This window comes from Glycomyces tritici (assembly GCF_030403505.1).
In genome coordinates, this window is the sequence record NZ_JAUEMJ010000011.1 from 32,839 (window position 1) to 59,791 (window position 26,953).

The following is a 26,953-nucleotide window of genomic DNA, read 5'->3' on the forward strand; positions in this document are numbered from 1 at the left end:
GCGGTGGCTGCAGTGGGGGCGGCCGGCAAGACTGTCAAGCGAACCCACCTACGTGTACTGCTCGTAGCCCACGTCATCGATCTCGTCCGTGTCGGTACCTACATTCGTTACTCCGGTCGAGGTCCGCGGCACTCGCATCTGACTGCGGGAGCGGCGCCGGTGCTCGGCAACGAAGGTGTAGCCGATGGGGAGTGGATCGTTTTTGGCGACCTGCCCGGCTTGTTTGGCCTCCTGATGCGCTCGCATCGCAGCGTCACTCGCTTGTTGTCCGGGCCGGAGCTTGCGCGTATGCCCGGAGACACCGGCATCGAACGCGGCACCGTCGCTGCCTCCATCGGCGTCGGCGGACCAGTCTTCGTATCGGTTGATCTGACAGCGCAGCAGAGCGGTTCGCGGTGATCCGTCGACGGGCGGGTAGGTGGTTGAACCGTCCTCGAGGCGGGATCCAGTGACTTCGGCAATCCGCTCCCAGTACAGCAGGTGCTGAATCCCGAGCGTGATCGTCCGGCGGTTGACCAGGCCGCCATGCAACGCATCGAGTTCGTCGCGAACGGTGTCCTCGTGAACGTAGACGAACCCGTCGACGTCCAGGTACCCGCGTTCGGTGAGTACGTGCTCGATGATGATGTCGGCGATGCGATCGGGCGCTAGGCGATCGATCCGGCCTTTGAGCCGTGCACGTTGCTGCTCGCGTGAGCTGGTCATGGGCCTATTGAACCGCAAAGTCGGTTCCGCCTCAATGGGTCGACAGCTCCTTGGCATCTCTGGAGCGGCCAGTCTTCGAAATCACGGCGTTTATGTTGACGAGCGGATACACAACAACTACAGATTGTTGTCTTGGCTGGCCTGTTGACGTGCACCGCGTGTCGAGCGAACATGCTGTCGCACCAGACCACAGCCGACAGGAAACTAGTCCCAGTACCGCTGTACTTCCGCCCATGGGTAGACCGTGCCCCCGTCGACGAGCGTCGGCGCCAGCGCTTCAGGGACCGACTTGAACACGACAGGCTGGAATTGGCCGTCACCTTCGGCAACCAAGTCGAAGTGGTCCCATTTGTAATGACTCCAGATGAAGTCCTTCTTCACCAGGAACTTTTGCACGTCGTCGAGTTCGGGCACGCCAACCTCGTGTTCGCACACGCCGTATCGGAAGTAGGTCCGGATGCGCAAGGGAAACATCGAGACATATGCAAGGGCCGTGAATCTGTTGTCGCCTGAGAACGCGGAGCTGCGCAGGCCCAGCACGATCGGTGACGGCGATCCGACGAACGGGCAATTAGGACTTAACGTTCGAATCGCGAAGGCAATCAGGGAAAACATGGTCCCATGGCAATGTCAGCATCTGTCGGGTTTTCGACACTAGAGTGTTTTTTAAAAAGCGCGACGACACTGACGGCACCCAGATAGGCCGTGACCAGGCCCCACGTCGAAGAGGTTGAAGAAACGGTGCCCAGCATGAACGGCAGAGCGGCCGTCAAGGCGCCGACGATCAGGGCACGGGATTCCATAAGCGGAGTCTAACTTCTGTCGGCGACAGTCCTCTACGGTCGCGACGTGTCAACTGCAAACTGCAGCGCACCGCCGTTAGCATCCGATGGATGACCGACCCGCGCAGCGCAGCGTTCGAACAAACCCCGGACGCCAAGACGATGGCGAAGCAACCGCGTCGTTGGATGCCGATGTCCCCGCGCAGCGTTGGCACCAGCCTCCGAGGCGCCAAGACGCAGGCGATCATCCCGCTGCGGGAGTGCGGCTGGGCAGCTGATCTTCAGGCCGGCGACAAGGTCGACTTGCGGGCGAAGAAGAACGCGCAGATCCGCTCGCTCCAGGTTGAGGTCGTTCGCGCCTGCCGACACGTTACAGCGGAAGAGATCCCGGCCTGCGGATCGAACGCCTCCCTCAGGCGAATCATCGCCGAGACGATGTCGTCGTTCGAGGCGAACTGGGCCGTGCGCACAGGCGCCGATCTCGTTGCCAGTCTTCGGGTCCCAGGGTCCACTGCCCGCAGCCGAAGGTTCGCGATCGTCTCGCCGCGTGCGATGGCGTAGATGACGTTCCAGGCGCGGAGCGCTTCGGGCAGGAAGTCGCGAGGCGCGGTCATCGTGGACAAGCCCTCGTGGTGGAGCGACAGGTAGACGATGAGGCGGTCGAACCGCCCCGGGTAGGGCAGTTCGGTACCGGTCCAGATGGTGACCGGGTTCGGCCGCCAGCGAGTCAAGCACCCCTGCATCGAGGCCGAGGTCGCTTTCGGTGACAGCGGTGATTTCCTCGTTCAACGCCACCGTGGCGCGGGGGTGGGCGTCGCGTCCCCGTTGCGCGAGGAAGCCTCCGCATAGAACCGCGGTCGAGCGCAGGCCGTAGGCGGTAGGTTCGAAGGCGACGATGCGCTGGATCGTGCTTTACTGGACTTTGTGGACCATACTCCTTGCGGAATGCTGCAGACAACACACCCGGCGCACAGGACACTTCAGTTGTTACTGTTCGGCGCGAGATCGTCCTCCGCCTCGCTGACCGAACTCGTTCGGGGTAGCGAAGTGGGAACATCCCGCGATCAGTCTGAAAGATTCATTCCTGGATGCTAGCAAAATATTGCGTGTCAATATTGTCCGCGCACTCCATCTTCATTGCTTTCGCAAGAATGGAAGATAGCCTAGATTCTTGATCCGGGTGAAGCTTCCAATAGCTTCTTGAGATCATCCCAACACTTTGAAGAAGGTCGCCAGGATACATGTCACCTTCCACGCAGGGACAGATTTCAAGACGATCAAGCGCAATGCCAACAAGCCAAGGAAGACCCATTTCCTGACCGATAAGCATTCGAAGCCCTTCAATAGAAAGCCTCGATATAGGAACATACCTCAGTTGATGCGATCTCCTTATCAGATAAGTAGAATCATCCGCTGCATTACCCCAATCATCACCTTCAAGCTCCGTAAGTGTTTTGTCCATGTCTCCCATAATTCACCTATCTTCGAAGGAAGTAGGCCAACTGTCTCTCGCTCATGCCGAGGTACGCCCGAGTTCGGTCATAGAGCCTGCTTGCCCGGGACAGGTCCGCATAGAGACCTGCTCGATCTGAGTCTGAGTGACTCATACCGCCAAGATCCCGCTTGATTCGCTTGATGAGCGCCTTCAGTCCCTTCATCGCCTCCCAGACTTCGCGGACGTGATTCCAGGCTCTTCCGTTTCTCTTCAAGCCAACTATTCCCCCACGCACCTCGATTTTAACTGCCTGAAGATCACGAAGCGTAAGGTGCTGCGCATAGCCATCGATCCTCGATGAGAATCGCGTGGGGCAATTATGAACAAGGGTATCGTTTGAACCATTGGTGACGTAGAAGGTGTGCGCACCTGCGACGGTGAGGTTGCGGGTGTTGGTTGTGTCGGTGTGGTAGGTGACGGCGGTGATTTGCGTCCAGGTGCCGTCGCTGGTGCGGAGCCAAGCGCCGATGGTAAGGTCGCGCGCTAGTGTCCACTGGGCAGAGTCGCCGATCCAGAGCTCGGTGCCTGCCGGGGCGGCCCAGTAGGCGTGTCCGGCGGTGGCGGTGATGGTGTTGCCGTCCTGGGCAAATTCTTCTGAGTTGTCTGAGGTATTGGTTTGTGCGCCATCCTCATTGACGGCTTCTGGGCTGCTGTCGGAGCCGCCTTCGAACGGTGGCGCGTTGCTGGCTTTGTCGGACAAGCCGATGGTGACCAGTTCACGTTCGGTCTCGGCGGTCGCCTTGATTCCTGAGACTTCAGCCGCACCGGTCTCGCCGGTGGTCATGTCGGTAGCGACGACTTCGTCGCCGACATGCACTTCCTCGATCGGCTTGGTGCTGTCGTCAGCCATGACAACCTGGGTGCCAGGTATGAAGCTGTTGCAGCCACCGTTTCGGGGTGCATCATCGGCAGCTTCTGCGGCATCGTCGGCCTTGTTCGTTCCGTTCTCGGCGGCTTCATCGCTGCCCCCGAAGAACTTCTTGATCTGGCTCGGTTTCAGATATTTGGAGAGGATCCGCTGAAGAACCTTCCCTAGCCCGTACCCGATGAGACCCGCGATTGCGCCTTCGAGGGCGGCTGCGGCGATCTCTTCTCCGGACTTGCCCTGCCACCAGGCGATGAGTGCACCTGTAAGTGCGCCTGCGGCGATAGAGCAGATCTTCGCCATCTTGATCGCGGCGATGCAGGCGGCGCCGACGGCTGTCTCGATCGCGAACGCCGCGATCTCCCAGCGGTTCTCGTAGGCCCATTCGGTGGTCGCGTCCCACGCGGTGGCGACGGCGTTCGTGGTCGATTCGTAGACGCTCTCGGCGGTATCGGCGACCTTGTCGATGCCGTCAGAGACCCCGGACTTGATGTCGTCCCAACTTGGCCACATACCCGTCGAGTCCGAATAGAGGACCGGGTTGTTCATGGCATAGGCATACCCGTTGAGCTGCTGGGGGTTCGAGACTTCGGCGATGAGGTCCCGGCTGAGGAAGCGTCCGGTCTCCGCGAGGTACTCGCGGGCGCCGATGGTAGTGAAGCCGGTCGAGTCGTTCTCGGTGCCGCCGACGAAGCCCTTTTGCCCGGGGAAGGAGCTCGCGGTGTCTCGGGCGACGCCGAAGGAATCGTAGCGGCGGACCTGCACATCGAGTGAAACGGCGTTCACCGACCACGAGGCGGTACCGTGGTGGTCGGATCCGATCCAGTGCAGGGCGGTCTGGCCTTCCCGGACTGCGATGGTCTGGCCGTAGTGCTCGTAGTAGCGGGTGGCGGTGACCGCGCCGTTCTTGCCGGTGATCTCCATGCCTGCGACGTAGGCGGTCACAGAACCGTCCGGATCAGACCGGAATAGGCGCTCGCCGGCGGCGGTGTCAATGAACTTGGTAATCTCCTCGCCTTCGGAGGCTTCCTTGATGCGGTCGCGCTGATCCCATTTGAGGGTTTGCAGGTTGCCGTCGCGGCTGATCGAACTGGTGTTGCCCGCCTCGTCATATATGAATTCCACCTGGCCTGTCCGCGCGCCGGTGGTGACGACTTCTTGTAGCTGGTGGGCCTTCCCCGGCTTGTACCCGTACGTGTGGGTGACCTCGCCAGCGGTTGTCCACTCGGTCAAGCTGGTGCGGTTGCCGGTCTTGTCGTAGGTGTAGGCGCGGCCGTAGCCGTTGAGGCCGCCGATCTCGGCTTCATCAACTGAGGCCGCGCATTCGCCGGTGCCAGCTTGGGTCCAGGCTTCGGTGAGCCGTTTGAGGTAGTCGTATTCGAAGCACTGCGTCTCGGGATCGACTTGGGTGTGGCTGTTCGCATCGGTGATCGAGGTGATGTTCCCCGCCGGGTTGTACTCGTAAGAGAGAGCAGCGAGGGTGTCGGTCGGTTCGGTGCTGTAGGAGTCCTTGTCGAAGAAGTAGTCCGAGAGGCGCCCGGTGCCTTCTTCATAGATCCAGGTCTGCCAGACCTGCCCCTCGACATTCGAATTGTCTGTGGGGTCGCCAAGCTTGCGCTGCATGAGCTGCGTGTACGGGGAGTACAGCGCTTCTTTGAGGTAGACGTTGGTGGTGCTGTAGAAGGTGCCGTAGATTTCCTTGACGCCGCCGAGTGCGTCGTACTTGTAGTAGATGATCTCCTCGTTCAGGCCTCCGACCGCGGGGACGGTCATCATCGAGATCGACCCGTCGACCGCGTACGAGAGCGTCCGCGAATACGACTTGTTCGCCAGTGTCCCGGCTGTCGAGGGCAGCGTCCAGGTCTGCGACAGCGGCTGGCCGCCGGAGCTGTACCGCGAGGTCTGCGTCGTCCACGGCTGATCGTCGACATACCGGGTGCTCTTGTAGGGGTGCCCGATGCCCTTGGTCGCGAGGTCGTAGGTGAAGGTCGCCTCGAGTTTCCCGGCGGCGTCGGTGATCTGGGTCTGGCGGCCGATCGCGTCGTAGGCGAAGCGCCGTTCGGTCTCGTTTTCGTCGACGGTGGCGATCACCTGCCCGGCCTTGTCGTAGGACATGGTGGTGGTGCCGGTGTCGGGGTCAGTCACCGAGGACAGGCGGCCCTGGACGTCGTAGTCGTAGGTCCACTGGTTTCCGACCGGGTCGGTCACTGAGGCGATCGCGCCGGACGGCTCGTACGTGTACTTCGTGGCATCGAATTCGCCGGTCGCGTCGGCGCCGTGGTACTGGCGCAACTCGACCGCTTGGCCGCGGGCGTCGGCGAGGACGCTCGTCGGCGTGTCTCCGGCAGGGGGGATGGTGGTCTGCTGGAGATAGCCGTCGATGCTGCCGTAGAGGGTCTGGGTGGACCACTGTTCGGCGCCTTTGACCTTGAAGGTCGCTTCGACCGTCCGGCCGGCACCGTCATAGGTGAACTGCGTTCGTGAGACGTCGCTGGACTCGCTGAATGCGACGAGTGTGCCGGTCGCGCCCGACTCGTTGTTGAACGTGCCGCCTGATTCGAAGGTGACCAGGCCGCGGGAGTCGAACTCGGCTTGGGTGAGCAGACGCCCGCCGTAGGTGTCGGTCTGGGTCTGGCGCTGCCGCAGGAGTCCGTCGAAGATCTTGACCGACTTGACGTACGTGCCGGTCGCGGTGATCGTCTCTGTCGTGACCGTGGTCGGTGCGGTCTGGGAGATCGCGTAGGTGAAGACGAGGCTGGCTTTCTGTGTGGCCTTGGCCCGCCCGGGCAGCCACACACCGGTCTGGAATCCGAGGGGGTTGTAGCCCACTTGCGTGAGGATGCCGTTGGGGTCGGTGATCGACACCGGTTCCCCCCACGCCGGTTCCAGGGCTGTGGTCACCTTGTGGCCCAGCGGGTTCGTGACCACGGTCTGGGTCAGCGGTCCGGTCGCGGGAGTGTACGCGGTGGTCGTGGTCTTGCCGAGCGCGTTGGTGTCGCTGGCGATGCGGCCGAGGTCGTCGTAGGTGTGCTGTTCGGACATCTCGTATTTGGGCGTGGTGTCGTCCCAGCCGACGAGGGTGTCGATCTGCGTCAGGCGGCCTTTGTCGGGCGCGGCGGTGTTCGACGTAGCGTGGTCGTAGTAGTAGAGGTCGTCCGAGATGACGTCGCCCGGTGCAGGGCTTCCGGTGTCGCAGGGGACGCTGAGCGTCTGCGTCCGGCTTGGCAGGTCGACCATATTCTTGGTCGTGTTCTCGGCGTACCAGGTCTTGGCGCACAGTTCGTCCCCGTCAACGCCAGATACACCGAGGTCCTCCACGAGGTAGGGGCGGCCTCGATCGTCGTAGGTGGTGTGGCTCTCGACGGTCTGCCAGGCGGAACCGGTGAGCCAGGTGCTGGTGCGCTGCACTTCAGGTGCGATCTTCCAGGCTTTGAGTCTGCCGCCGTCATGGGTGCGGCTGGCGGTCTGCTTGGTCCAGTACTCGACCACTGTCGATTGGATGGCCTGTGTGCCGTTGTAGCCCAGGGTCTCCAGTGTGGTGCCGGCGAGTGCTTCATGGTCGGTGTGCGTCTTGCCGCGCGAGTCGGTGACGGCCACTGCGCGTTTGGAGCCATCGGACCGGGGTTGGTTGTTCATGCCGCGCAGGAATCGTGTGCTGGAGCGCAGCTGGTTGCCGTCGGCGGGGTCGCCGACCAGGGTCGTCACGAGCGAGTAGCCGCGCCACTGGTTGTAGGTGCGGTACTTGTCATCGTTGAATTCCGAGTCGTCCCAGGCCCACAGGGCGCTAGTGCCGGCACCGGCGTTGGAGTACTGGTAGGTGGTCCATACGGTGTCGCCGCCGCCGACAGCGGGGCTTTGGCCGATCGAGTCGACCACGTACTTGTGGAAGTACTCCTTCTGCGGTTCCTCGAGGCCTTCCGGGGTGTACCAGACCGGGAAGCAGCGGCGGGCGTTGCTGTCCTCGGCTCCGGGGAGGTTGCCTGCGGCGCAGTCAGGACTGGAGTAGTTGATGCTGGTCACGCCGCCGGACTCGGACTTGATCGCGGATAGGCGGGGGCGTGCGATATTTGGGTTGGAGCCGACGTCGACGCGGTTGGCCAGGAATGTAGCGCCGAATTCGGTCGCCGGGAGCGTCAGGGTGCCGCCGATCTTCCCTGTGTGCTGGATTGAGGCGAGCCAGAGGACCGCATTGGCGGCGGTGCCGTTGTGCTTGAACTCGTGGACGAGGCTCCAGGAGTCGACGTCTTTCCAGCCGGTGCCATCGGCGATCTTCGTGGTGATCCCGGTCAGTCGTTTGGAGGCGTAGAAGCTCGGTCCCAGCGCCCAGCAAGGGGTGGTGTCGCAGGCGAGGTCCCAGGGGGTGTCGGGCCAGTTCGCGGTGATGGGCTTGCCCGCGGTGTCGCGGCAGTTGGAGAGGCACCGGTCGCCGAGGGTGAATTCGACGCGTCCGGTGGCCACGCCGGCGCGGATGCCGTAGTCGATGCGCTCGAGGTAGCCCCAGCGGGTGTATGAGGCGAGCTTCTCGGGGTTGAACGCGGCCGCGTACTTTCCGGTCTCGGTCGTGTAGGTCAGGTGGGTCTCGTTGCCGGAGGTGTCGACGATTCGGTCGAGCATCCACCGGAAGCCCTGATCGCATGAGGAGCCGGCGAAGTCGTCGGCCTTGTAGCAAGGTTCACCGGAGTGGTTGCCAAACACCGGGATCGTCCACCGCGACTTCGCGTCGTCCGCGCGCCCAGCGAAAAAGTACTGGGTGCCGTCGGTAGTGGTGACCTTCCAGTGCTCGGTGGACGCCGCCGATGCAGTGGCTGAACTGCCGAGCAGTTCCACTTTCCAGCCGTTGTCGTTCGTCATCGTCCACGCGCCGGTCTCGGCGTCCTTGATCAGGGACGCGTTGACGCCGGCGAGCGAGAGCGTGAACGCCTCTGATTTGCCTTTCCAGCACAGGTCGCCGGAGGGCCATTCGGCGTTGTTCGCGTCTTCCGCGTCGTCGCCGCAGGCAGTGTAGGTCCGCTCGATAAGGCCGGGCTGGAATTCCCAGCCGTCGCCGATCCATGATGCCTGGTTGTTGGTCGCCGAGGTCGCGCCGTCGTGAGAGGCGGAGGAGTACGACAGGCCCACGTCGGGGAGCGGCCCGGTCGCGGGCGGCAGCGTGATCGGGTAGGCGTACTCGAAGGAGCCCGCGCCGGTCCCGGAGGTCCACGAGCCCGCGGCCGAGAGGTCGGTCGCGGTCCAGTTCCCGGTGTTGCCGTTGGTTGAGGGCAGCACCGCCACGGTTGCCGAAGCTGAGGACGAACTGCTCTGCGCCGAACCCTCATCGGTAGTACCGATCGAATACGTCGCCCCGCTAGTGCGAACATATCCGCCGCCAGCGGTGGTGTCGCTGCCTTCGAGCAGGTCGGCGGTGCTCACGCTCGCCCTGAGTGTCTGCTCGTCGCTGTCGTCGCTCATCGCCTGCAGCGGGATCAGTTGGCATTCGGCGGAGAGGCCGGATGCAGATGCGCAGGCGGGCACCACGACGAGGTCGAGTCGGCTCACCCAGTCGCCGCCGAAGCGGTCCGCGGCGGCAGCGTAGTCGATGGCGAAACTTAGTTCGTCCGCACCGATGGGAACCTCGACAGTGAACGCCAGGCCGCGATCGCCCAAGGCCAGCCCAGCGTCTTCCGCCGCAGCAACCTCAACGGTCGTGATGTCGCCACCGACGTCGCTGGCGCCCTCAGCGGTGATCGAGGTGCTGGTGTCGATTGCCAAGGCCTGCACTGCGTCCACGTCGAGCCCAGCAGTCCCGTCGCCGGGCGGCGCCCAGTTGGCGGCGTCGTCCGAGAACGGACTCTCGCCGTTGCCAACCGTCTCCACATCAGCCGAGCTGAACTGCTGTACTTCCTGGTCAGGAGTTTGCAACTGCGCAAGCGCCGGTGCAGCCACCATGAGCGACCCGATCAAGGCCGCCATGGCCAAACCCGACGCAGCCCTGAGCGGAGAAACCCGGCGCTCCGCAGTTCGCGAGCATATTTGGAGTCCGTAACTACTCGTCATAGCAGTCCAGGTTTCCTTCTCTGGTGAGGTCCCGCCCAAGCGTCGAGATCGTGGTGTCGGTGACCATGCCCTGCCAGATAGCGACATCGTCGAGTGCTCCGATGAGACCGTTCTGAACTGTGCCGTCGGTATTGCCTTCGGCGCCGATCGTCACCGCCCCGGTCGCGGCGGGAAGCACCACACCCGTTTGCGTCGCCACAGTCAGCGCGTACTTGTCTTCGGCGTCAGGCCCCTCGGCGTACAGCCGGAGCTCGTTCTTCGGCATGTCGTACACGCCGACCAGGTAGGTCCACTCGTTGACTTTTGGTGTCGTCGTAGACCGGACAATCTTCCAGCCGTTAGTACCTGACGGTGGCGCTGCGAATTCGAACGCGTTGTTGGCCGCGGAGTACTTCAAGGTGATGACGCCGCGACTGGCACCGGTCACACTGACCATCACCTGGTCGCGGGACAGGTCGTCAAGGCGCACCCACGCCTTGATCGAGAACGATTCGTCGGTGGCAACGATCGAAGACTTATTCGTCTGCGCCCAATTGGTCCCATCGAAACCCAACGCGGTGGGATTATGGCAAGTCCATCCAGCGCTCGGAAGGACTGATTCAGGAATGATCAAGTCGTTGCCCTTGCGTGACCCGTCGTATCCAGCAGCACCCTCGACGAAGTCCCACGCGCCGACGCGCTCGTCTGGGCGGACCCCCATCAACGCTGCTAGGTGCGTCTGGTCAATCGCCCCGCGCCAGATGGTCACGTCGTAGAGGTAGCCGTCCATGTGACCGTTGAGCACATCGCTCTCGATACCGTGCTTGCAGCCGACCAGTGTCGGACCTTCCGCACGCCACAGATCCTGCGGAAGCGTGCGCGTCGAGGAGAGGACGCCGTTGAGATACACGCTCATCGTTCCCGCGGCGGCATCGTAGACCCCAGCGACGTGGTACCACGTGCCTGCCAGCAGCGGCGACTCCAACGGGGTCTTCCGCTCCCACACGGCGGGATTCGTCGTCGAGCCGGGAATCTCTGCGGTGTCGGCCGAGGTGAGCCGGAACTGCACCTGATTCGTCGCTAGCCGTCGCAACACCATCGCATTGTTGTTCGTGCCCGTGAGTGCGGCGATGACGTCCTCTTGCCCGCTGGTGTCGAACTTGACCCAGGACGCGATGCTGACTGACCGGTCGGTGGAAACGACCGGTTCCGCATACTCGAGGCAGGTTTCGCCGTCCAGTTCGACTGCTCCCGAAGGACGGTTGTAGGCGTCTGGCCCGACCGGGATGCCCTCCGGCAGCGGGAGCGTCCGCCCGTATCCGGAATCATCTTTGCCTTGGTCCTTGAAAGTCCACCGGGCCTGCAATTTCGCGGTCGGAAGGTCGGTCATCGCCGCTTGGACCTGCTCGGGCGTGAGGACGCCCTGCCAGAGGCCGACATTGTCGACACTTCCCTCCAGTCGGTGCCAGGGGTTGCCGCCGATCGTGCTGGCGCAACCGACCACCGCCGGGCCCTTCGCATTCCACGGCTTGAAGGCGATCACCCGCTCCGCGTCGAGCACACCGTTGACGTACAGGCGCATGACACCGCCCTCGGGGTCCATGGTGGCGGCCAAGTGTGTCCATGTACCGAACTCCGCGGTGCTGTTCGAGCGCAGACTCTGGAAGGTCGTCGATGTAGCGTCGTACTGCGGCGTGGTGAAGTTCCACTTGTTCTCGGCGCGAATGAATTCGAGGTAGAAGCCGGGCCGGACATTGCCGACCTGCGTCACGATCGCGGGGTTGGTGCCGCCCCCTTCGGTTACATACGTCCAAGCTGCGATGGAATAGGCCGCACTTGTATCGATCGGCGCGCGATTGTTGGGCAGTGCCGAGGTGAGACAGGTCGATCCATCGAGGGTCGCGGCACCCGCCGTTCGGCCATCCGCATCAGGGCCGAAGCCACTGCCCAGTGGCATGTCGGCGTTCAAGTTGTACTGGTGTCCCGTGTCGTCGAACGTGTCGCCTTCAAACCGCCAGGCGGCTATCGGCGTGGTCGGGATGTCGTTGCCGGCGAAGAAGGTGTACACCGTTTCGCCCGAAGGGTTGCCCGCGCGGTCACGTGCCTGGACATGCAACACATGCCTTCCGGCCTTCAAGCCGCCTTCGCTATCGAGTACTTCCGTCATGGGGATTGCCGCAGTCCCAGAAGCCGTGGCTGAAACGGTGCGGTTGTCGTACACCCCATCGGTCCACGCGTATTCGAAATGGGAAAGCCCCGAGGAGACGGTGTTGACGACTTTGTCGGTGGAAGACACTGTCAGTGCTAGCTCGGCGCCGACGCTGTACGGTCGCTCTGCCGAGGGCGTGACCACCGGGTCTGTTGGAGCGGTGCCGTCGAGGATGAACCGGCACGCGACCGTCCAGTCCGAGGCCACAGCACTGTTAGTGGCACTGATCCCTCGCGCATGCCAGTGGTAGTGGCCGTCGGGCAGATCCGATGCGGGAGACTTGGACTGCCGAAAGTTCGGTGCGAGCCCAGCCGAGGTGTACTCCATCAGGATCACATCGTCGGACGACCTCCGCAGGCGCGCCGCCCACTTCACGCTGGAGTCTTTTGTGGAGATGACCGCGCTCATCTCCGGAGTCTTGTCAGTGACCCACGGGGCTTTCGCCACCGTTGATTCGCACCTCTTGCCGCTGATCTGCGCTTCCTTGGGCATGTACGGGCTCACGTCGTAGACGATGTCGAGCTGCGCGGAGTCTCCGTCCCACCGGTCCCATTGGGCCAAGTCAGGGGAGGGCGTCTCGTCGGCTGCCCGGAGCCCGAGGGTGATGTTGGCCCACGAGCCCGCTTCGGCATTGGCGATCTGGCCGCTCACATTGAAATCGACGTATCCTGATCCTCCACTGCAGTCAAATCCGCGTTTGGCGGTGGAGATGGTCGCCGTCTCGTTCGCGTTCCAGCTAGGCTGGTTGTTCCAGGTGGTGCTACTGCCATAGAGGCCGGTCAACCAGATTTTGGCGGTGCCGTTGTTGCAGTCGGCGGAGTGACGCTGGATGATCTTGAACGTGGCCGAACGCGCAATCCTATAGCTGTCCTCGGTGATGGTGCCCGTATCCATCCGGAAGAAGGACCTGACACGGTACTCGTCGGTCGTGCACGTCAGAACCGACCAGTCGTCGCAAGTCTGCCCTGAACCGACGGTGCCCTGGTCACCAGTCTCGCGGAAGAAGTAGTTGTTCGAATTGTTCTTACCCTGGTAGAAGTCATCGCCAGCTACATCGGACCGCGAGACGACCATGCCCCAGCCGCCGTCGTCGATGCCACCGTCGAAGTCGGGATCGATGACAACGGGGTACCGTGTGTCCTCGCCTCGCAGCAGCCCCAGGTCTGGTTCCAAGACCACAGCCTCATCGGTCGCCGTCACCGCGACCGCCGCGACTTCCTGGTCCGCACCGGCCGAGGCATCGGTAGCGGCAGTAAGGTCAGGGACGATATCGGCTTCGTCGTGACCGACCGGCGCCTCCCACATCTGCGCCGGACCAGACTCAAGCACCGGCTCGCCGGCGACGGCTACCTCAACCAGACCGGTCTCATTCGTGGAGAACGTCGCACCGCCGACCGCATCAACGCCGAGCTCGATCGCATCGAGCGCGGGATTGGCCGCAGCCGCGGCATCGGCAACTACGAAGTCATACCGGAATCCTTGAGCAGTGGCCTCAACCACCAGGTCGACCCCGGAATAGACCTCATCGTAGATCGCACTCGGGCCATCCAGGACCGGCTCGGGAAGCGCCGTAGGCCAGTTCAACGCGAACAGCCCTTCAGCCCCATAGTCAACCGTGACCAGCGGGGCGGTCCCGCCCGCGGAGAACGCCATATCCTCAGTCGTATTGACCGGCTGAATCGACCCGTCCTCGGCAACCTCAAGGGTGGTCGCGATCGGCGCCCACTCGCCCGCCTCGTTCTCAGCCCGCACCGGCACCACGCCGAGCTCAGCGCGCAACTCCCCCGACGGCAGCGCGTACACCTCACCGAACTCATTGCGCTGGTCGATCACTTCCACGGTCTGGTCACATGCCGCAGCAACCACAATCGCGGCGAGTTCACCCTCAACTGCGTTCTCAGCTCCCGGAGCGATCGGGCAGGACTCCAGCGATTCCTGCGCGGCCCCCGGCACCGACAAGCCAGTCAGTCCAATAGCTACTGCGGCAGCTACGACCAGGGCACGGGCAGCTCGAGCCCGACTCCAGTGCAGACGGGTGAGGGGAACAGGCCGGCCGCCGGAAGGGGTGCGGCTGCTAGCCCACAAGAGAGGCTTGGGGTTCACGGAGGGGTCGCTTTCAATTATGAGTGGGGGCAAGCAAGCAGTCGAACACCGACCGCAACGGTACGGAAAGTTATCGGTTGCCGAACCATCCTGTCAAGACCGGTCCCATCCATAACACCATCACCAAAAAGGACAAATCATATCGATCGTCGAACGCGAATCCCGTCAAAGTTTCCAACCACAACAACCGTCGACAACCCCCGGCATCGGTGTATGACCAGGCTGACACCGCGATCATCCGAATCCTGACCAGTGACTCCGCCCCCCGGCACCGCTTGACGCCTAGAATCGTCACAGTTCGATAACAAGGCATTCTGACCGTGCTCACGTGGCGGTAGACGGCAATGCGGTGAGGGCCGCTGAAAGGCTGCGCTGCAACAGGACTGGGCTCAGTAGAGCTCCCAGTCGCCGACACGCCGACACTGAATGTCGAATCGACGCTTCCCGGGCCGCTCATCGTGACCTGAGGACGTCCGATGCCAACGCTCATCGGCGCCGCGTAGGAAGCCCAAGGACCGCGTGCCCGAGGCCTGTCTGGACGTCCAGGAGCGACAGGCCAGGGTCACGGGCCGTGCGTTTTCCGGCGGTGTGTCGGAAGTCGTGCATGGTCCAGTTGGTGCCGAGCTTCGCGTTGGCACGACGCAGAATCGCGCGCAGCGCGTCGTAGTTCAACGGCTGTCGTTTCCCGCCGGTTCGATAGAGGGTCTGCCAGACGGGGGCGGTTGCACCGATGGGGCCAATATCATTGAGGTACAGGCGAAGTCAGACGATCGCCTCGGGGCTGACCGGGAGCCACTGCTCCGCACGAGAGCCCTTCCGGATCACGCGAATGAGCTGGCTGCCCCAGTCTATGTCGGTACTGACGGAGACAATCGCCCGGTCCCGGTTCGAACCGAGCTCCTTGAACAGCCTTTTCCACTCGTCGTCGGGCATCATCCGCGGCTTCCGCTTGGGCAGGCGCGGATTATATCGAAGACGTCCCAGATCGGAACGGCTGCAACGGATTGTGGCGCGCATTCGCGCGCGATCCGCCCCTGCCGAGCTCACGAACGACCGGATTGAACATCGGACCTTCACCGCGTTCGATCCAGTAGTCGTAGAAGCTCCGCAGGACAGCGTTCGAGTGCCGGATCGTTGCGGGCTTGTACTTGTCATCGAGATAGGTCTTGCGCGTGATCGGATTGACGGTCCCAGCCGTCCTTGCCGACTGCTTCCTCACTGCCGCAATAGGCTTCGCGGCCTGCCTGAACCAGAGCACGAAATCTCGGACCTCAGCGGAAGTGACGTGATCCCAGGCGACGCCGACGGCGAGAAGAAACCGCCACCACCGCAGCAAGTCCATCGCATAGCTGCGAACCGAGCCCGCTGAGTTACCGCGGGCCGTGAAGTCCTGCAGGAACGTCTGCACGGGTGTCACCGGCTCACCCAAGCCGTCTCGGAGGACCCAAGGCACTACACCCTCATCCTTGACGACCTGGCCCCACAACGGCAGCCGGATGACTTCGATCTTCCTTGAATCAGCATCTACCGAGCCGACGGTGCTACCTCACTGCAACACGCCGAGGATTTCTCTGAAAGTCCGCTCAACATATCGGATCTCGACGGTGACCGGCTCGGCCAGCTCGCTCGGGAGGCCGAGGAGGTCGCCGACCACATGCGACACGTCTTCACCGGTGGAGCCGTCGCCGCGGGTCACGAGCTGCACCAGCCGCCCCTCGCGGTAGCGGGCGGCGAGAGCGACACCGTCGAGCTTGGGTTCGACCACCCATCCGGCCACGTCGCGGCCGCCGATGCGGCGCTGGAGGGACGCCTCCCAGTCGGCCAGCTGCTCGGCCGAGAACACGTTCCCGAGGCTGAGCATGCGCACCAGGTGCGGCACGTCGCCGGTCGCGACGCCGGCGGCGACCTCGCGCGTGGGCGAGTCGGCGGCGACCTCGTCGGGGTGCTCGGCCTCCCATGCGGTGATGCCGCGCAGGAGCCGGTCGTAGTCGTCATCGTCCATACCGGACTCGCCGGAGCCGTAGTAGGCCTCCGCGGCGGTACGGGCCGCAGCGACCGCAGCAAGGTAGTCGGATTCAGTGTCGATGGTGACGGCAGGTGCCGCAGGGATCGTTGTCATGCACTCATATTGCCATGCGGGTACGACACTTTCCTCTCACTGACCAGCGCGAACACGTGATCCGAAGATCCGCGGTCGCACTGTCGGACTACGGTGTGGGCCATGCTGTTGACATATGGCGGGGACACCGCCTCCGACGCCGCCGTGCTCCGCACCGGCGGCGTCCCCCTCACCCCGGACGGATTCGACTGGCCTCTCTGCAGCGAGTGCGACGGCGCCATACAGTTCCTGGCGCATCTGCCCGTTGAGGACGGTTCGGTGGCGGTGTTCTTCTGCCAGAACGACCCAGGGATGTGCGACGACTGGGATGCGACCTCCGGCGGCAACCGGGCGTTCCTGTTCACCGGCGACCTGGCGCCGGCGGCGGTCCCGGCGGAAGGCGAAACCCTCCTCGGCGCGGCCACCGCGCTGCGTCCCGTCGCCCGTGACGCGTCCGCCGAGGAGTCGGCGCTGGGGCGACTGGGCGGCGAACCGGAGTGGCTGCAGAACGACGAGACGCCCTCCTGCCCTCGATGCGCCGCCCCCATGGCGTTCACCGCGTCCCTCGAGGAGGGGCGGGACCACGCCACCGCGGCGAACTTCGGAGGCGCCGGCCGCGCGTACGTCTTCACGTGCCGCCCCTGCACCGAAGCCGCGTTCCTCTGGCAGTGCTGACCCCCCGCGGTGCCGGTCGGGTCGACGGCGGCCCGCTTCACCGCGCGGGAGGGGTGTCCTCTTCTTCGAGGGTGTCGTAGAGGTCGTCGGGGTCGATCTGCGCGCGGTAGCGGAACATGAGCGAGACCTCGCTCCCGAACGAGCCGAGCGTGTCCGAGGGGTCGGTGACGAACTTCGGCTCCGCCCACTGCTGGGCGATCACGGCCGCGGGCCGGCCGTTGACTTCCAGGAGCCAGGTCGCGCGCCCGCTCGCGATCGTGGCGAGGAACCGCCGCTGCCGCAGGTAGGCGACCGCTTCGGCGATCGTGCTCGACTCCGGCAGGTCGATCGTCTCGGCGTGCGGGTAGACGTCGTCGCCCATGGCGACACTCGATCGGTCCACGTTGACGTTCATCGGCGGCCCTCCTCGGCTCCCCACCGATTCTGCCCGCCCGACCGCCTCCGCGGCTCGCCAATCCGGGAGCGGGGCCGCGGATGGCACTGCGGCGGCGCTCGCGGCGGCGCAATCGCCTGCGTCGCGCGGCCGATTCAGTAGGGTGGCGCTGTGGTGAATGAATCGATGCGGCAGAACTGGTCCGAAGGCGCTTCAGGATGGGTGGCGAACGAGGCGGTCTTCGACGCCGTGTTCGCGCCGGTCACCGCGGCGATCATCGCCAGGGCCGCACCGGCGTCCGGGCACCGGGTGCTCGACGTCGGCTGCGGGAGCGGGACGCTCCTGGCCGAGTGCGCCGCGGCAGGGGCCGCAGTGGTCGGCGTCGACATCGCCGAGGGCATGGCCGCGGCGGCGCGCCGCCGCGTCCCGGAGGCGACCGTGCTCGTCGCGGACGCGCAGACGACCGATCTGCTCGACGCGGCCCCGGGCGCGCCGTTCGACCGGATCGTCTCGCGGTTCGGCGTCATGTTCTTCGAGGACCCGGTGGCCGCCTTCGCGAACCTCCGCAGCGCCGCCGCTCCAGGTGGGCGGCTCGTGTTCGCCTGCTGGCGAAGCGAAGCGGAGAACCCGATCTTCCGCACCGGGACGACGGTCCTCATGGACCGGCTCGACCCGGAGCCGGAGCCGTCCGATCCGGGGGCGCCCGGCCCGACGGCGTTCGCCGACCGCGACCGCCTCGACGCGGTGCTCGCCGGGTCCGGGTGGGACCCGGTCCGGATCGACCCGTTCGACTACGTGCACGACTTCGGCTTCAACGGCACCGACGGCGTCGAAGAGCGGCTCTCGATGATCGTGAGCGGCGGCACCGGCCGCCACGCCCGGGAGCAGCTGGTGCCGCGCATCGGCGCCGCAGGCTGGGAGTCCGTGCTAGATGAGGTCCGCGCCGAACTCCGCCGCCACCTCGTCGACGGCGTCCTGCGGCTCGCCGGATCGGTCTGGCTCGTCACCGCCGAATCGGCCGCGTAAACGCCCGGCACCCTGGAACGGGGAGCCGGTGAGGCGTCCGGCGGCACCGGACGCCAAATCGAGTCCCCAAAATCCAACGAAAGTATTGACAATCGCAAATATTCAGATGGATCATAGTTTTACTGGTTGATCCAACAAACTTCCCACCCCGGAAGCCGCTTCGCATCGAGACGCCCTGTCCGCACCGGAGCATCGGCGCAGGCGGGTCCTCCAGTCACCCGTAGCAAGCTGGACTAGAGAGGGAGCTCCTCGTGGTTTCGATGAAGAGACGATGCAAGGCCGCGTTCGTCGCGGTGATGCTGGCGGTCGGCGTGTCCGTCACAGGCTGGGCGGCCCCGGCGTCGGCCGACACCATGACACAGCGCAACGCGACGCAGATCATCGCGGACATGGGCGCCGGCTGGAACCTCGGCAACAGCCTGGAAGCCAACTCCAACGGCGTCCCGAACGAGACCGCGTGGAACAACCCGACCGTCACCCAGGCCCTGATCGACCGCGTCCAGGCCGCGGGATTCGACACCATCCGCATCCCGGTCTCCTACCTCAACCACATCGGCTCCGGCCCGAACTACACGATCAACGCCTCCTGGCTGAACCGCATCCAGCAGGTCGTCGACTACGCCTACGACCGCGGCATGCACGTGGTCATCAACATGCACGGCGACGGCTACAAGAGCATCACCGGCGCCTGGCTGATCTGCGACGCGTCCAACCAGACGGCGATCAGGGACAAGTACCAGAAGGCGTGGCAGCAGATCGCCACCCGGTTCCGCGACTACGACCAGCGCCTGATCCTCGAGTCCATGAACGAGAACTTCGACGGGCAGTACGGCAACCCCACCCAGCCCTGCTACTCGAACATCAACGCCTACAACCAGATCTTCGTCGACACCGTGCGCCAGACCGGCGGGAACAACACCTCCCGGTGGCTGCTCGTCCCCGGCTGGAACACCAACATCGACTACACCACCGGGAACTATGGCTTCGCGATCCCCACGGACAACCACCGCTCGCCCTCCATCCCCAGCGGCGAGAAGCGGATCATGATCTCCGTGCACTACTACGCCCCCTGGGACTTCGCCGGTGAGGAGAACGGCACCATCACCCAATGGGGCCCCGGCGCGACCAACCCGTCGAAGACCTCCACCTGGGGCCAGGCCGATTACATGGACTCCCAGATGAAGAAGACCTACGACGCGTTCGTCTCCAAGGGGTACCCGGTCGTCGTCGGCGAGTACGGCTCGATCGACAAGTCCTCGCACGACTCGGCGAACAACCGCTACCGGCAGGACTTCGCGCGCACCATGGTGTCCACTTCCAAGAAGTACGGCGCCGCCACCATCTACTGGGACAACGGCGTCAACGGGCAGTACGGGTTCGGCCTGTTCAACCGCTCGAACAACACGGTGACCCAGCAGGGCATCATCGACGCCATCATGACCGGCCTCGGCGGCGGCCAGCCGTCCGGCTCCACCGCGATCGTGGGCGCCGCCTCCAACCGCTGCCTGGACATCCCGAACTCCTTGACGGCCAACGGCACCCAGGCGCAGCTGTGGGACTGCAACCAGCGCATCAACCAGCAGGTCACCCGCACCTCCGCGGGCGAGCTGCGGGTCAACGGCAAGTGCCTCGAGGCGGCGGGCTGGGGCACGGCCAACGGCACCAAGGCGACCATCTGGGACTGCACGGGCGGCGCGAACCAGCGCTGGAACGTGAACTCGAACGGCACCATCACCAACGTCCACAACAACCTGTGCCTCGACGCCAACGCCGCCGGCACCGCCAACGGCACCCAGCTCATCCTCTGGTCCTGCAACGGCGGCTCCAACCAGCGCTGGACCCTCCGCTAGACCCGACCGCACCATCGCCCGGTCACCCGGGCTCGGACAGGGGGCGGCACCGCGACGCGGTGCCGCCCCTTCGCGCGCTCCCAGGTGCGGCTTCCCGATCGGCATCGCCTCGTCGACGCACCGCGAACGCCATGAAGGCAAGACTTAGCTATTGCAAGAAATATGCAATAGTAAGCTTCTGGCGTTAGGAACCCCGCCGCGATCGAGGGAGACCACTCGCATGACCGTCTACACGCTTCCGGACCTGCCCTACGACTACGGCTCCCTGGAGCCGCACATCAACGGCCACATCCTGGAGCTCCACCACGACAAGCACCACGCCGCATACGTCAAGGGCGCCAACGACACACTCGAACGCATCGCCGAAGCCCGCGACAAGGGCGACTTCAGCGGCATCGTGGGCCTGGAGAAGACCCTCGCGTTCAACGTCTCCGGCCACGTCCTGCACTCCCTCTACTGGGAGAACATGAGCCCCGACGGCGGCGACCGCCCCGAAGGGGACCTCGCCGAGGCCATCACCGAGCACTTCGGATCGTTCGAGGGGTTCCACGGCCAGCTCTCGGCCGCGACCACCCTCGTGCAGGGCTCGGGCTGGGGCGTCCTCTCCTACGAGCCGACCTCGAAGCGGCTCATCGTGGAGCAGGTCTACGACCACCACGGCAACGTCGCGCAGACCTCGGTCCCGCTGCTGGCGTTCGACGCCTGGGAGCACGCGTACTACCTGCAGTACAAGAACGTCCGCCCCGACTTCGTGAAGGCGATGTGGGAGGTCGTGAACTGGCAGGACGTCGCCGCCCGATACGCGGCCGCGACGGCCGCATGACCGACGCGCGGGCGTCCGCGAAGGCGCGGAGAGCGACGCCGCTCTCCTCGACACCGTCGCCGGGAGGCGGGGTGTGATTCCCAGACGGGCCCGGCCGGACCTGAACAACCCGGCCGGGCCCGTCGCCGTAGTTCGCGGTCCAAAGTGGCCTCCTGGGACTTCGCCTCCCTCGCGGCCGCACTCGGTGCGGGATACCGCCGGGAGGAACGTGGGCCCAGATGCATCGCCCAGTTCCCCGTCCGCGACCACCTGCACCCAAAGCGGCGATGACGATACGCACTGCGCGGCAGACTGATCCGGTTTCCAGTTTCGCAACACTGGACACATAGGCACTATCGCGCGGGCGAGTTCCCAGCTCAGACCGGTTTTAAACCTCGAATCCGCAGTGGATATCAATCCATTTTAGTCGTACGATCAGGAGAAGCCGGCGCTCGCAGCGCAACTGCGACGGCGAGCGGTACTCCGGCCTTCCGCCCACTGCATCGGAGTCCATCATGGCCGTATTCCAAGCCCTGTTCTACCTCATCGCGATCGTGCTGCTCGTCGCCGCAGCGCTGCCGCTCCCGTCCCGCCGCTCCCGCGGCGTGAGCCTCGCCCTCCTCGGCGCCGCATTCGCCCTGACGGCCTTCGCAGCCCCGACGTTCGACGCCGCATTCTGATCTGAGTGCCAACGGGCAGCGCCGGTCGGCGCTGCCCGTTTCGCATGCACCGGGCCCGAGCGCGCGGCTTCCACGAGCGCGTCCCCTCCTGCTGTTTACTTCTCGCCGCGCTGGGAAACCTCTGGCCCCTCCCAGGGGCGCCGATCCCCACCAGGAGATCGGCGGCCCGTTCGTCACGACCGGAGTGAGGTTACCTGTCATGAGCGGTATGGCATTTCGCGAATCGAACGGCGGCCTTTCGTACGAACTGGACTGCGACCGCTGCCGCACACTGTTCCGCTGCAACGACGATTCCTATCTCAGCTGGGACGTGCTCTGCTCCGCGGCCGACGCGGAAGGCTGGCGCATCGACCCCGCCTTCTACGGACGCCACGAATGCCCCGAATGCGTCGCCGCGGCCGCCGGACGCGAGCCGGTCGGCAATCTCAGCGCGGGTCTCGGCTGAGGCCGCATCGCGCGCGCACCTGATGCGAGGTCCCCGTATCGCCATGCGGCAGCGTGCGTGCGCACTGGCATCCCATACGAAATGAGGCGGCCGCTCCCGGCACGGGAGCGGCCGCCTCATGCGCGGACGGTGCGGACTACAGGTCGACCACCGCCCCGCCTATGGCGACCACGAGCGTGCCGCTGGAGTTGAAGCTCCAGCTCAGGCTGCCGCCGTAAGCGGAGCAGCGGGAGCCGTTCGATCCGGTGTCCCACTGGTTCGAACCGTCGGAGTTCCCGACGATCCGGTCGTTCGAGCCGCTGTCGCACGACGTGTTGCCGCGGAAGACCGAGCTGCCGGCGTCGAAGTTGAAGTTGCGCTCGCCGTTGCGGATGCTCAGGTTGTTCGAGATCGTCATGGCGCCGGGGTTCGAGTTGTACGTGAACCCGTGCTTGCCGTTCTCGAAGGCGATGGTGCGCACCACCGTGTGGTTGACGGCGATGTCCTCGCCCCCGAGCTTGAAGCCGTTGCGGTCGCCGTTGCCGGCCTGGCCGCCGTTGGAGAGCGTCCCGTTGTCGTACGCGAGCGAGTCCTCGATGGTCACCGCGCCGATCGGCCCGGTGTCCCCCTTCGTGTACAGGTCCCAGCCGTCGTCGATGTTGTTGTGGGCCACGCAGAACCGGAACACGTTCCCGGAGCCGGAGGTGAGCTTCGCGGCGAACCCGTCCGCGTCCTCGCCGTCGGAGTCGACGTTGTCGTGCGACTCGGAGCTGAGGATGAGGTTGTTCGCCGGCCACTCGCTGGAGGGCGCACCCGCGGTGTACCGGGCGATCTGGAGGCCGGTGTCGGCGTTGTGGCGGGTCACGACCCGTTCGACGACGTTGTTGCTGCCGCCGACCAGGATGCCGTTGTCGCCGGCGTGCTCGACCACGAAGCCCTTGAGATGCCACCAGTCGCCGCCGAGCGCGATGCCGCGGTTGGCGGTGTTCTCGGCCTGCGCCGAGAAGTTGAGCACCGGCTTCTCGGTGCCGTAGGCGAACAGCTCGGTGCGGTTGCCCGAGGCGCCGTCCCTGCCCGGCGGGATGTCGATCGTGGTCGACAGGTTGTAGGTGCCGCCGCGCAGGTAGATCGTGCCGCCGGCGTTGATCCGGCTGACGGCCGAGGCGAGCGTGGTCGGGTTCCCGATCGAGCCGTCGGCGCTCGCGGAGCCGTTGGGGGCGGCGTAGAGCGCGTCCGAGCTCGGCGGCGGCGTGGTCGTGCCGGGGTCGCCCGGTGTCGTGGGCTCCTCGGTCGGGGGCTCGGTGGTGCCGCCGCCGTCAGGGGTGCCCGCGTAGGTCTCGAACTCGGCGATCCGCGGGGTGCCGCTGGCGCTGGTGATGACGAAGTTGATCTTCTTGAGCGAGGTCGCCGCGAAGGTGATGGTGCCCGCGCCCGTGCCGGAGGCCAGCACGGACCCGTTGTCGTTGTTGACGACCTGCCAGTTGCCGATGGTGCCGCCGCCGGAGGCCGTCGTGATGACCACGGTGGAGACGGTCTGGGCCGAGCCCCATTTGACGGAGACGCGGCCGGTGCTCCCGGCGGGAGACCAGTAGGTGCTCGCGTTCCCGTCGATGACGTTGCCGTAGCTGGTGCCACTGGCCTTGCTGGTGCCGTCGGCGCCCGCGCCGAGGCTGAGGTTGGCGCCGAGGGCCTGGGTCGAGTAGGACGGGCTGTCGGCGGTCTCGGCCGCGGCCATCGTCATCGACATGGCGCTCCCGGCGATCACCACCGCAGCGGCGGCCAGCGCCGCGCCGATCTTGAGTCTCGCTGTACGTCTCATCTGTGAACTACCTCTCGTGAGGGTGATATTGAGGCATTTCAATGAATCTAAGGCAAGGGCTTTCAAGGAGTCAATGGTTTCGATGCAACCGATTGCCCAAACTTTCGCGAGCGCCCTCGAGCTGCGTGAGGCTCAGCGGGTCGAGACCGAAGCGAGGGGGCCGCTCCGCCCTCCGCCTCAACGGCTGGCGATCACTCCTCGCGGCACCACAGCTGCCGCAGGTGCTCGTTGAACGTGACCACGGCGAAGACGACCGCTCCCGGCACGAAGTACCACGCCGCGGGGCCGGGTACGTCGTCCACTTCAGGCTTCGACGCCCCGTACGTCAGCAGGACGGGCACGAGCATGCCCACCAGCAGCAGCACCGCGACGATCCGGGCGGTCAGGACCAGGCCGGGACCGGCCCAGCGCCGCCACTGGGCGATGCAGATCCCGACCGCGGTGAGGACGCATGCCAGGAGCACCAGGAAGACCAGTCCCATCACGACCCCGAAGACCTGCTCGTCCTCGTCCTCGCCGAGGGAACCGAGGACCGCGAACGGCGCGGTCAGCAGCCGCACCGTCATCGGGTCGAACGACCGCGCGTCGGTGAAGGTGGGCAGCGCACTGCCGAGCATCAGCAGGCAGGCCGCGGCGAAGGCGAGCGAGCGGATCGCGATCGACTCGAGGGTGTGCACCCGTCCCTCGAGGTCCAGCAGCCGCCGCCGGATCCGTTCGACGTCGATTTCCGTGTCAGCCATGTCGTCGCCCCCTGCTCGCCGCCGCGCCGAATCCTCGCCGCGCGATCCGGATCGTAACCGACATGCGCTCGGCTCCTGAAGGAGCGGCTCCGGGCTCAATCCCAGGTCGCCGTCTCGGGATCGGTCCCGTTGGCCTCGGCGTTCGCGTCGAAGACCTCGCGCAGCCACACCGCCAGGCCCGGCTCGGCGGCGTCGAGGTTCGCAGTGAACGCGGCGTCGTCCACATAGGTGCGGCCGATGCACACGTGCATCGCGTGCGTGCAGTCGAAGTACGTGGACATGAGCTCCCGGTGCCGCTCCGCCAGCGCGTTCGCCGCGGCCGAACCCGGCAGGGCGCCCGAGCGCTTCGCGGCGACGAGGTCGGCGTTCAACGCCTCGGTGCGCGCCGCCACGGCCTTCCAGTCGTCCGCTTCCAAATGCGCGGCGCGTGCGGCGTACTGCCGCCACTGCGGCGTGTCGCCCCAGCGCTCCTCGGCCCCGGCCTGCCAGTCCGGGTCCCAGGATTCGCCGAAGATCGCCACCTGCTCCTCGGCCGTCAACCGGATGCCACGGCCCAGGGCGTCGAGCATTCGATCGACCGCGCCGGCCATCCGCTCCATGCGGGCGATGCCCTGCTGGAGCTGTGCCTTCTGTCGGCGCAGGTGCTCGCGGGCGTCGACGGCCGGGTCGTCGAGGAGCCGCTTGATCTCGCTCAGCGGCATGCCGATCTCGCGGTAGACCAGGACGCGGTGGACCCGGGCGATGTCGTCGTCGGTGTAGAGCCGGTACCCGGCGCCGGTGCGGTGGCTCGGGCGCGCCAGGCCGATCTCGTCCCAGTGGTGCAGCGTCCGCACGCTGACCCCGACGAGCGCGGCCGCGCCCCCGACGGTGAGGCCGCCGGGGGCGCGGTGCTGTCGGTCGTTCACCGGTCCAGTATCACTCGGTCGGCAGGTCCCATCCGCTCTCCCGCAGGTAGTCGGCCACCGGGCCGTTCAGGTCCAGGGGCTTGCCGCTGGTCATGACGACCTTGACGTTCTCGGGCGTGGTGACGATGAGGTCGACCGTGTTCCAGGGCCGGTCGATCGGCCCTTCCGTGCAGCCGGGGAGGATCGCCTCGCAGCGCTCCTTGATCTCGTCGAACTGGCTGAGCACGCAGGTGAAGGTGACGGTCATCCCAGGGGTCTGCGCGGTCGGCTCCCCGGGCAGGAGCAGGACGTCCTGGAACGCCCAGCGCCGCAGGTGCGTCATCTGGCCCGGCGTCGTGAAGAAGTCGATGAACCCGAGCCCTTCGGTCCAGAAGCGCTTCGAGGCCTCGAAGTCGCTCGTGGGGATGGAGGCGAACATGGGCATGCCGTAGACGCCCTTGTAGATCTCGGGTGCGACCGCGGTCGGGGACGGCATGGGAACTGGGCTGATGTACTCGGTCATGCCCCGATCGTCGAGCCTCACGCCGCGTGAGGGTCAAGCCGGGACGCCCGCGCAGGGCCGTGAACCCGGTCACCGCGAACGGGCCGGTCCCGGGCACCGGTCAGCGCTTCTCCCATACCGGCTCGGACGGCAGCCCCTGCTCGGCACGGGCGCGGTCGGTCAGCTCCTGCACCAGTGCGGTCTTCGCGCGCGAGTACTCCCCCGGCACCGTTCCGGTAGCGGCGATCTCGCGCTTGAGGCTCGCGTAGCGGGCGGCGTCCTCGGGGTGTCGTCGCAGGTAGTCGCGGAGGATTCGCTGGTTTCTGGTCGGCCAGCCGTCGAGGGTGACCACGTGCAGGATGTGGCTGCGAACGCCCTGGTCGGCGCGGACGAACAGCAGGCGGTCGGCCATGCCGTTGTCGTGCGGGTGGAATCCGCGCGCGGCCAGCGCATCCTGGTGCGCGCCGACGAGTTCGAGCCTCGGCACGGCGGCCATGAGGTCGATGACGGGCTTCGCGGCCAGTCCTGGCACCGCGGTGGACCCGATGTGCTCGATCGCCGCGAACAGGCCCGGCGCCGCACCGCTGAGCATGTCGATGGCCGCGTGCGCCTGGCGCGGCCAGTCGGGGTCGTAATCGGCGATGTGCAGCTTGGCGTCGATCGGCATGAGCGCTATCCTCCATCAAGCGCGACCATCCGCGGCATCGAGTCGGCGGGGGCCGGGCTCGCGGGACCGTCTCACCGGTGAGACGCCGTTCCGGGCGCAGTCCTCAGTGTCCCGACTGGTGGACCGTGCCGTGGATCTGAGGCGCTCGGGCGCGCCGGTGATAGCATCCTCACCACCGCGGATCGGCCCGCGCCCCGCAAGGGCCCGACCTCGGATGGAATCTTTATCGACCTCATCACCGC

At 65.5% G+C, this 26,953-nt stretch carries 21 protein-coding genes and 1 pseudogene; 7 read left to right on the top strand and 15 right to left on the bottom strand.

Going from position 1 to position 26,953, the window contains the following annotated elements; all coding sequences use genetic code 11:
- Positions 1 to 48: 48 nt before the first annotated feature.
- The 3 genes from QWI33_RS25205 to QWI33_RS25215 form a co-directional block, all read right to left on the bottom strand.
- Positions 49 to 705, bottom strand: a complete 657-nt coding sequence (locus QWI33_RS25205) for a hypothetical protein (RefSeq protein ID WP_289959604.1) — start codon at positions 703 to 705, stop codon at positions 49 to 51.
- A 204-nt stretch (positions 706 to 909) separates the two neighbouring features.
- Complete coding sequence (locus tag QWI33_RS25210) at positions 910 to 1,320, bottom strand: hypothetical protein (protein WP_289959605.1); 411 nt, start codon at positions 1,318 to 1,320, stop codon at positions 910 to 912.
- Positions 1,308 to 1,508 (bottom strand): hypothetical protein, encoded by a 201-nt coding sequence (locus QWI33_RS25215; RefSeq protein WP_289959606.1) that lies wholly within the window; start codon positions 1,506 to 1,508, stop codon positions 1,308 to 1,310. Before QWI33_RS25215 ends, QWI33_RS25210 begins: the two co-directional genes overlap by 13 nt.
- A 90-nt stretch (positions 1,509 to 1,598) precedes the next feature.
- Between QWI33_RS25215 and QWI33_RS25220 the strand changes: the two genes are divergently transcribed.
- A complete protein-coding gene (locus QWI33_RS25220; protein ID WP_289959607.1) occupies positions 1,599 to 2,048 on the top strand; it encodes a hypothetical protein in 450 nt (149 codons plus the stop codon).
- Positions 2,049 to 2,565: 517 nt separating this feature from the next.
- On the opposite strand, the gene QWI33_RS25225 is transcribed toward QWI33_RS25220, so the two are convergent.
- The 6 genes and pseudogenes from QWI33_RS25225 to QWI33_RS25250 all read right to left on the bottom strand — a co-directional run.
- Positions 2,566 to 2,949, bottom strand: coding sequence for a contact-dependent growth inhibition system immunity protein (locus QWI33_RS25225; protein ID WP_289959608.1), 384 nt, complete (start codon positions 2,947 to 2,949; stop codon positions 2,566 to 2,568).
- Positions 2,950 to 2,965: 16 nt separating this feature from the next.
- A complete protein-coding gene (locus tag QWI33_RS25230; protein WP_289959609.1) occupies positions 2,966 to 9,796 on the bottom strand; it encodes an RHS repeat-associated core domain-containing protein in 6,831 nt (2,276 codons plus the stop codon).
- 73 nt (positions 9,797 to 9,869) lie between these two features.
- Positions 9,870 to 14,021, bottom strand: coding sequence for a LamG-like jellyroll fold domain-containing protein (locus QWI33_RS25235; RefSeq protein ID WP_289959753.1), 4,152 nt, complete (start codon positions 14,019 to 14,021; stop codon positions 9,870 to 9,872).
- 912 nt (positions 14,022 to 14,933) lie between these two features.
- Positions 14,934 to 15,104 carry a hypothetical protein gene (locus QWI33_RS25240; protein ID WP_289959610.1) on the bottom strand — a complete coding sequence of 57 codons (171 nt, stop codon included), beginning with the start codon at positions 15,102 to 15,104 and terminating at the stop codon, positions 14,934 to 14,936.
- A gap of 31 nt (positions 15,105 to 15,135) precedes the next feature.
- Positions 15,136 to 15,624, bottom strand: a complete 489-nt coding sequence (locus tag QWI33_RS25245; RefSeq protein ID WP_289959611.1) for a site-specific integrase — start codon at positions 15,622 to 15,624, stop codon at positions 15,136 to 15,138.
- Positions 15,625 to 15,762: 138 nt separating this feature from the next.
- Positions 15,763 to 16,290, bottom strand: a pseudogene (locus tag QWI33_RS25250) (DNA ligase LigA-related protein); the annotation flags it as partial.
- 102 nt (positions 16,291 to 16,392) lie between these two features.
- Between QWI33_RS25250 and QWI33_RS25255 the strand changes: the two are divergent.
- Positions 16,393 to 16,944, top strand: a complete 552-nt coding sequence (locus QWI33_RS25255) for a hypothetical protein (RefSeq protein WP_289959613.1) — start codon at positions 16,393 to 16,395, stop codon at positions 16,942 to 16,944.
- Positions 16,945 to 16,981: 37 nt separating this feature from the next.
- Here QWI33_RS25255 and QWI33_RS25260 read toward each other — a convergent pair whose 3' ends face one another.
- On the bottom strand, positions 16,982 to 17,338 hold the full coding sequence (locus QWI33_RS25260; RefSeq protein ID WP_289959614.1) for a hypothetical protein: 357 nt from the start codon (positions 17,336 to 17,338) through the stop codon (positions 16,982 to 16,984).
- Between the two features lie 150 nt (positions 17,339 to 17,488).
- Between QWI33_RS25260 and QWI33_RS25265 the strand changes: the two genes are divergently transcribed.
- The 5 genes from QWI33_RS25265 (at position 17,489) to QWI33_RS25285 (ending at position 22,120) form a co-directional block, all read left to right on the top strand.
- Positions 17,489 to 18,343, top strand: a complete 855-nt coding sequence (locus tag QWI33_RS25265) for a class I SAM-dependent methyltransferase (protein WP_289959615.1) — start codon at positions 17,489 to 17,491, stop codon at positions 18,341 to 18,343.
- Between the two features lie 260 nt (positions 18,344 to 18,603).
- On the top strand, positions 18,604 to 20,193 hold the full coding sequence (locus tag QWI33_RS25270) for a cellulase family glycosylhydrolase (protein ID WP_289959616.1): 1,590 nt from the start codon (positions 18,604 to 18,606) through the stop codon (positions 20,191 to 20,193).
- Between the two features lie 220 nt (positions 20,194 to 20,413).
- Positions 20,414 to 21,016 carry a superoxide dismutase gene (locus QWI33_RS25275; RefSeq protein WP_289959617.1) on the top strand — a complete coding sequence of 201 codons (603 nt, stop codon included), beginning with the start codon at positions 20,414 to 20,416 and terminating at the stop codon, positions 21,014 to 21,016.
- A gap of 494 nt (positions 21,017 to 21,510) precedes the next feature.
- Positions 21,511 to 21,675: a hypothetical protein gene (locus tag QWI33_RS25280; protein ID WP_289959618.1), complete on the top strand. Its 165-nt coding sequence runs from the start codon at positions 21,511 to 21,513 to the stop codon at positions 21,673 to 21,675.
- 208 nt (positions 21,676 to 21,883) lie between these two features.
- Complete coding sequence (locus QWI33_RS25285; RefSeq protein WP_289959619.1) at positions 21,884 to 22,120, top strand: hypothetical protein; 237 nt, start codon at positions 21,884 to 21,886, stop codon at positions 22,118 to 22,120.
- A gap of 136 nt (positions 22,121 to 22,256) precedes the next feature.
- On the opposite strand, the gene QWI33_RS25290 is transcribed toward QWI33_RS25285, so the two are convergent.
- The 5 genes from QWI33_RS25290 to QWI33_RS25310 form a co-directional block, all read right to left on the bottom strand.
- The gene (locus QWI33_RS25290; protein WP_289959620.1) at positions 22,257 to 23,918 is read right to left on the bottom strand and encodes a right-handed parallel beta-helix repeat-containing protein; all 1,662 of its coding nucleotides are present in this window, start codon (positions 23,916 to 23,918) and stop codon (positions 22,257 to 22,259) included.
- A gap of 191 nt (positions 23,919 to 24,109) precedes the next feature.
- A complete protein-coding gene (locus QWI33_RS25295) occupies positions 24,110 to 24,658 on the bottom strand; it encodes a hypothetical protein (RefSeq protein ID WP_289959621.1) in 549 nt (182 codons plus the stop codon).
- A gap of 95 nt (positions 24,659 to 24,753) precedes the next feature.
- Positions 24,754 to 25,563: a MerR family transcriptional regulator gene (locus tag QWI33_RS25300; RefSeq protein WP_289959622.1), complete on the bottom strand. Its 810-nt coding sequence runs from the start codon at positions 25,561 to 25,563 to the stop codon at positions 24,754 to 24,756.
- Between the two features lie 10 nt (positions 25,564 to 25,573).
- Positions 25,574 to 26,065 (bottom strand): VOC family protein, encoded by a 492-nt coding sequence (locus QWI33_RS25305; RefSeq protein WP_289959623.1) that lies wholly within the window; start codon positions 26,063 to 26,065, stop codon positions 25,574 to 25,576.
- Between the two features lie 100 nt (positions 26,066 to 26,165).
- A complete protein-coding gene (locus QWI33_RS25310) occupies positions 26,166 to 26,711 on the bottom strand; it encodes a GrpB family protein (protein WP_289959624.1) in 546 nt (181 codons plus the stop codon).
- Positions 26,712 to 26,953: the final 242 nt, after the last annotated feature.

Excerpts from the sequence above, each read along its gene's own strand:
- QWI33_RS25205 (WP_289959604.1), bottom strand. The coding sequence starts at position 705 with ATGACCAGCTCACGCGAGCAGCAACGTGCACGGCTCAAAGGCCGGATC.
- QWI33_RS25210 (WP_289959605.1), bottom strand. The coding sequence starts at position 1,320 with ATGTTTTCCCTGATTGCCTTCGCGATTCGAACGTTAAGTCCTAATTGC.
- QWI33_RS25215 (WP_289959606.1), bottom strand. The coding sequence starts at position 1,508 with ATGGAATCCCGTGCCCTGATCGTCGGCGCCTTGACGGCCGCTCTGCCG.
- QWI33_RS25220 (WP_289959607.1), top strand. The coding sequence starts at position 1,599 with ATGACCGACCCGCGCAGCGCAGCGTTCGAACAAACCCCGGACGCCAAG.
- QWI33_RS25225 (WP_289959608.1), bottom strand. The coding sequence starts at position 2,949 with ATGGACAAAACACTTACGGAGCTTGAAGGTGATGATTGGGGTAATGCA.
- QWI33_RS25230 (WP_289959609.1), bottom strand. The coding sequence starts at position 9,796 with ATGGCGGCCTTGATCGGGTCGCTCATGGTGGCTGCACCGGCGCTTGCG.
- QWI33_RS25240 (WP_289959610.1), bottom strand. The coding sequence starts at position 15,104 with ATGCCCGACGACGAGTGGAAAAGGCTGTTCAAGGAGCTCGGTTCGAAC.
- QWI33_RS25255 (WP_289959613.1), top strand. The coding sequence starts at position 16,393 with ATGCTGTTGACATATGGCGGGGACACCGCCTCCGACGCCGCCGTGCTC.
- QWI33_RS25260 (WP_289959614.1), bottom strand. The coding sequence starts at position 17,338 with ATGAACGTCAACGTGGACCGATCGAGTGTCGCCATGGGCGACGACGTC.
- QWI33_RS25270 (WP_289959616.1), top strand. The coding sequence starts at position 18,604 with ATGAAGAGACGATGCAAGGCCGCGTTCGTCGCGGTGATGCTGGCGGTC.
- QWI33_RS25275 (WP_289959617.1), top strand. The coding sequence starts at position 20,414 with ATGACCGTCTACACGCTTCCGGACCTGCCCTACGACTACGGCTCCCTG.
- QWI33_RS25280 (WP_289959618.1), top strand. The coding sequence starts at position 21,511 with ATGGCCGTATTCCAAGCCCTGTTCTACCTCATCGCGATCGTGCTGCTC.
- QWI33_RS25285 (WP_289959619.1), top strand. The coding sequence starts at position 21,884 with ATGGCATTTCGCGAATCGAACGGCGGCCTTTCGTACGAACTGGACTGC.
- QWI33_RS25290 (WP_289959620.1), bottom strand. The coding sequence starts at position 23,918 with ATGAGACGTACAGCGAGACTCAAGATCGGCGCGGCGCTGGCCGCCGCT.
- QWI33_RS25295 (WP_289959621.1), bottom strand. The coding sequence starts at position 24,658 with ATGGCTGACACGGAAATCGACGTCGAACGGATCCGGCGGCGGCTGCTG.
- QWI33_RS25305 (WP_289959623.1), bottom strand. The coding sequence starts at position 26,065 with ATGACCGAGTACATCAGCCCAGTTCCCATGCCGTCCCCGACCGCGGTC.
- QWI33_RS25310 (WP_289959624.1), bottom strand. The coding sequence starts at position 26,711 with ATGCCGATCGACGCCAAGCTGCACATCGCCGATTACGACCCCGACTGG.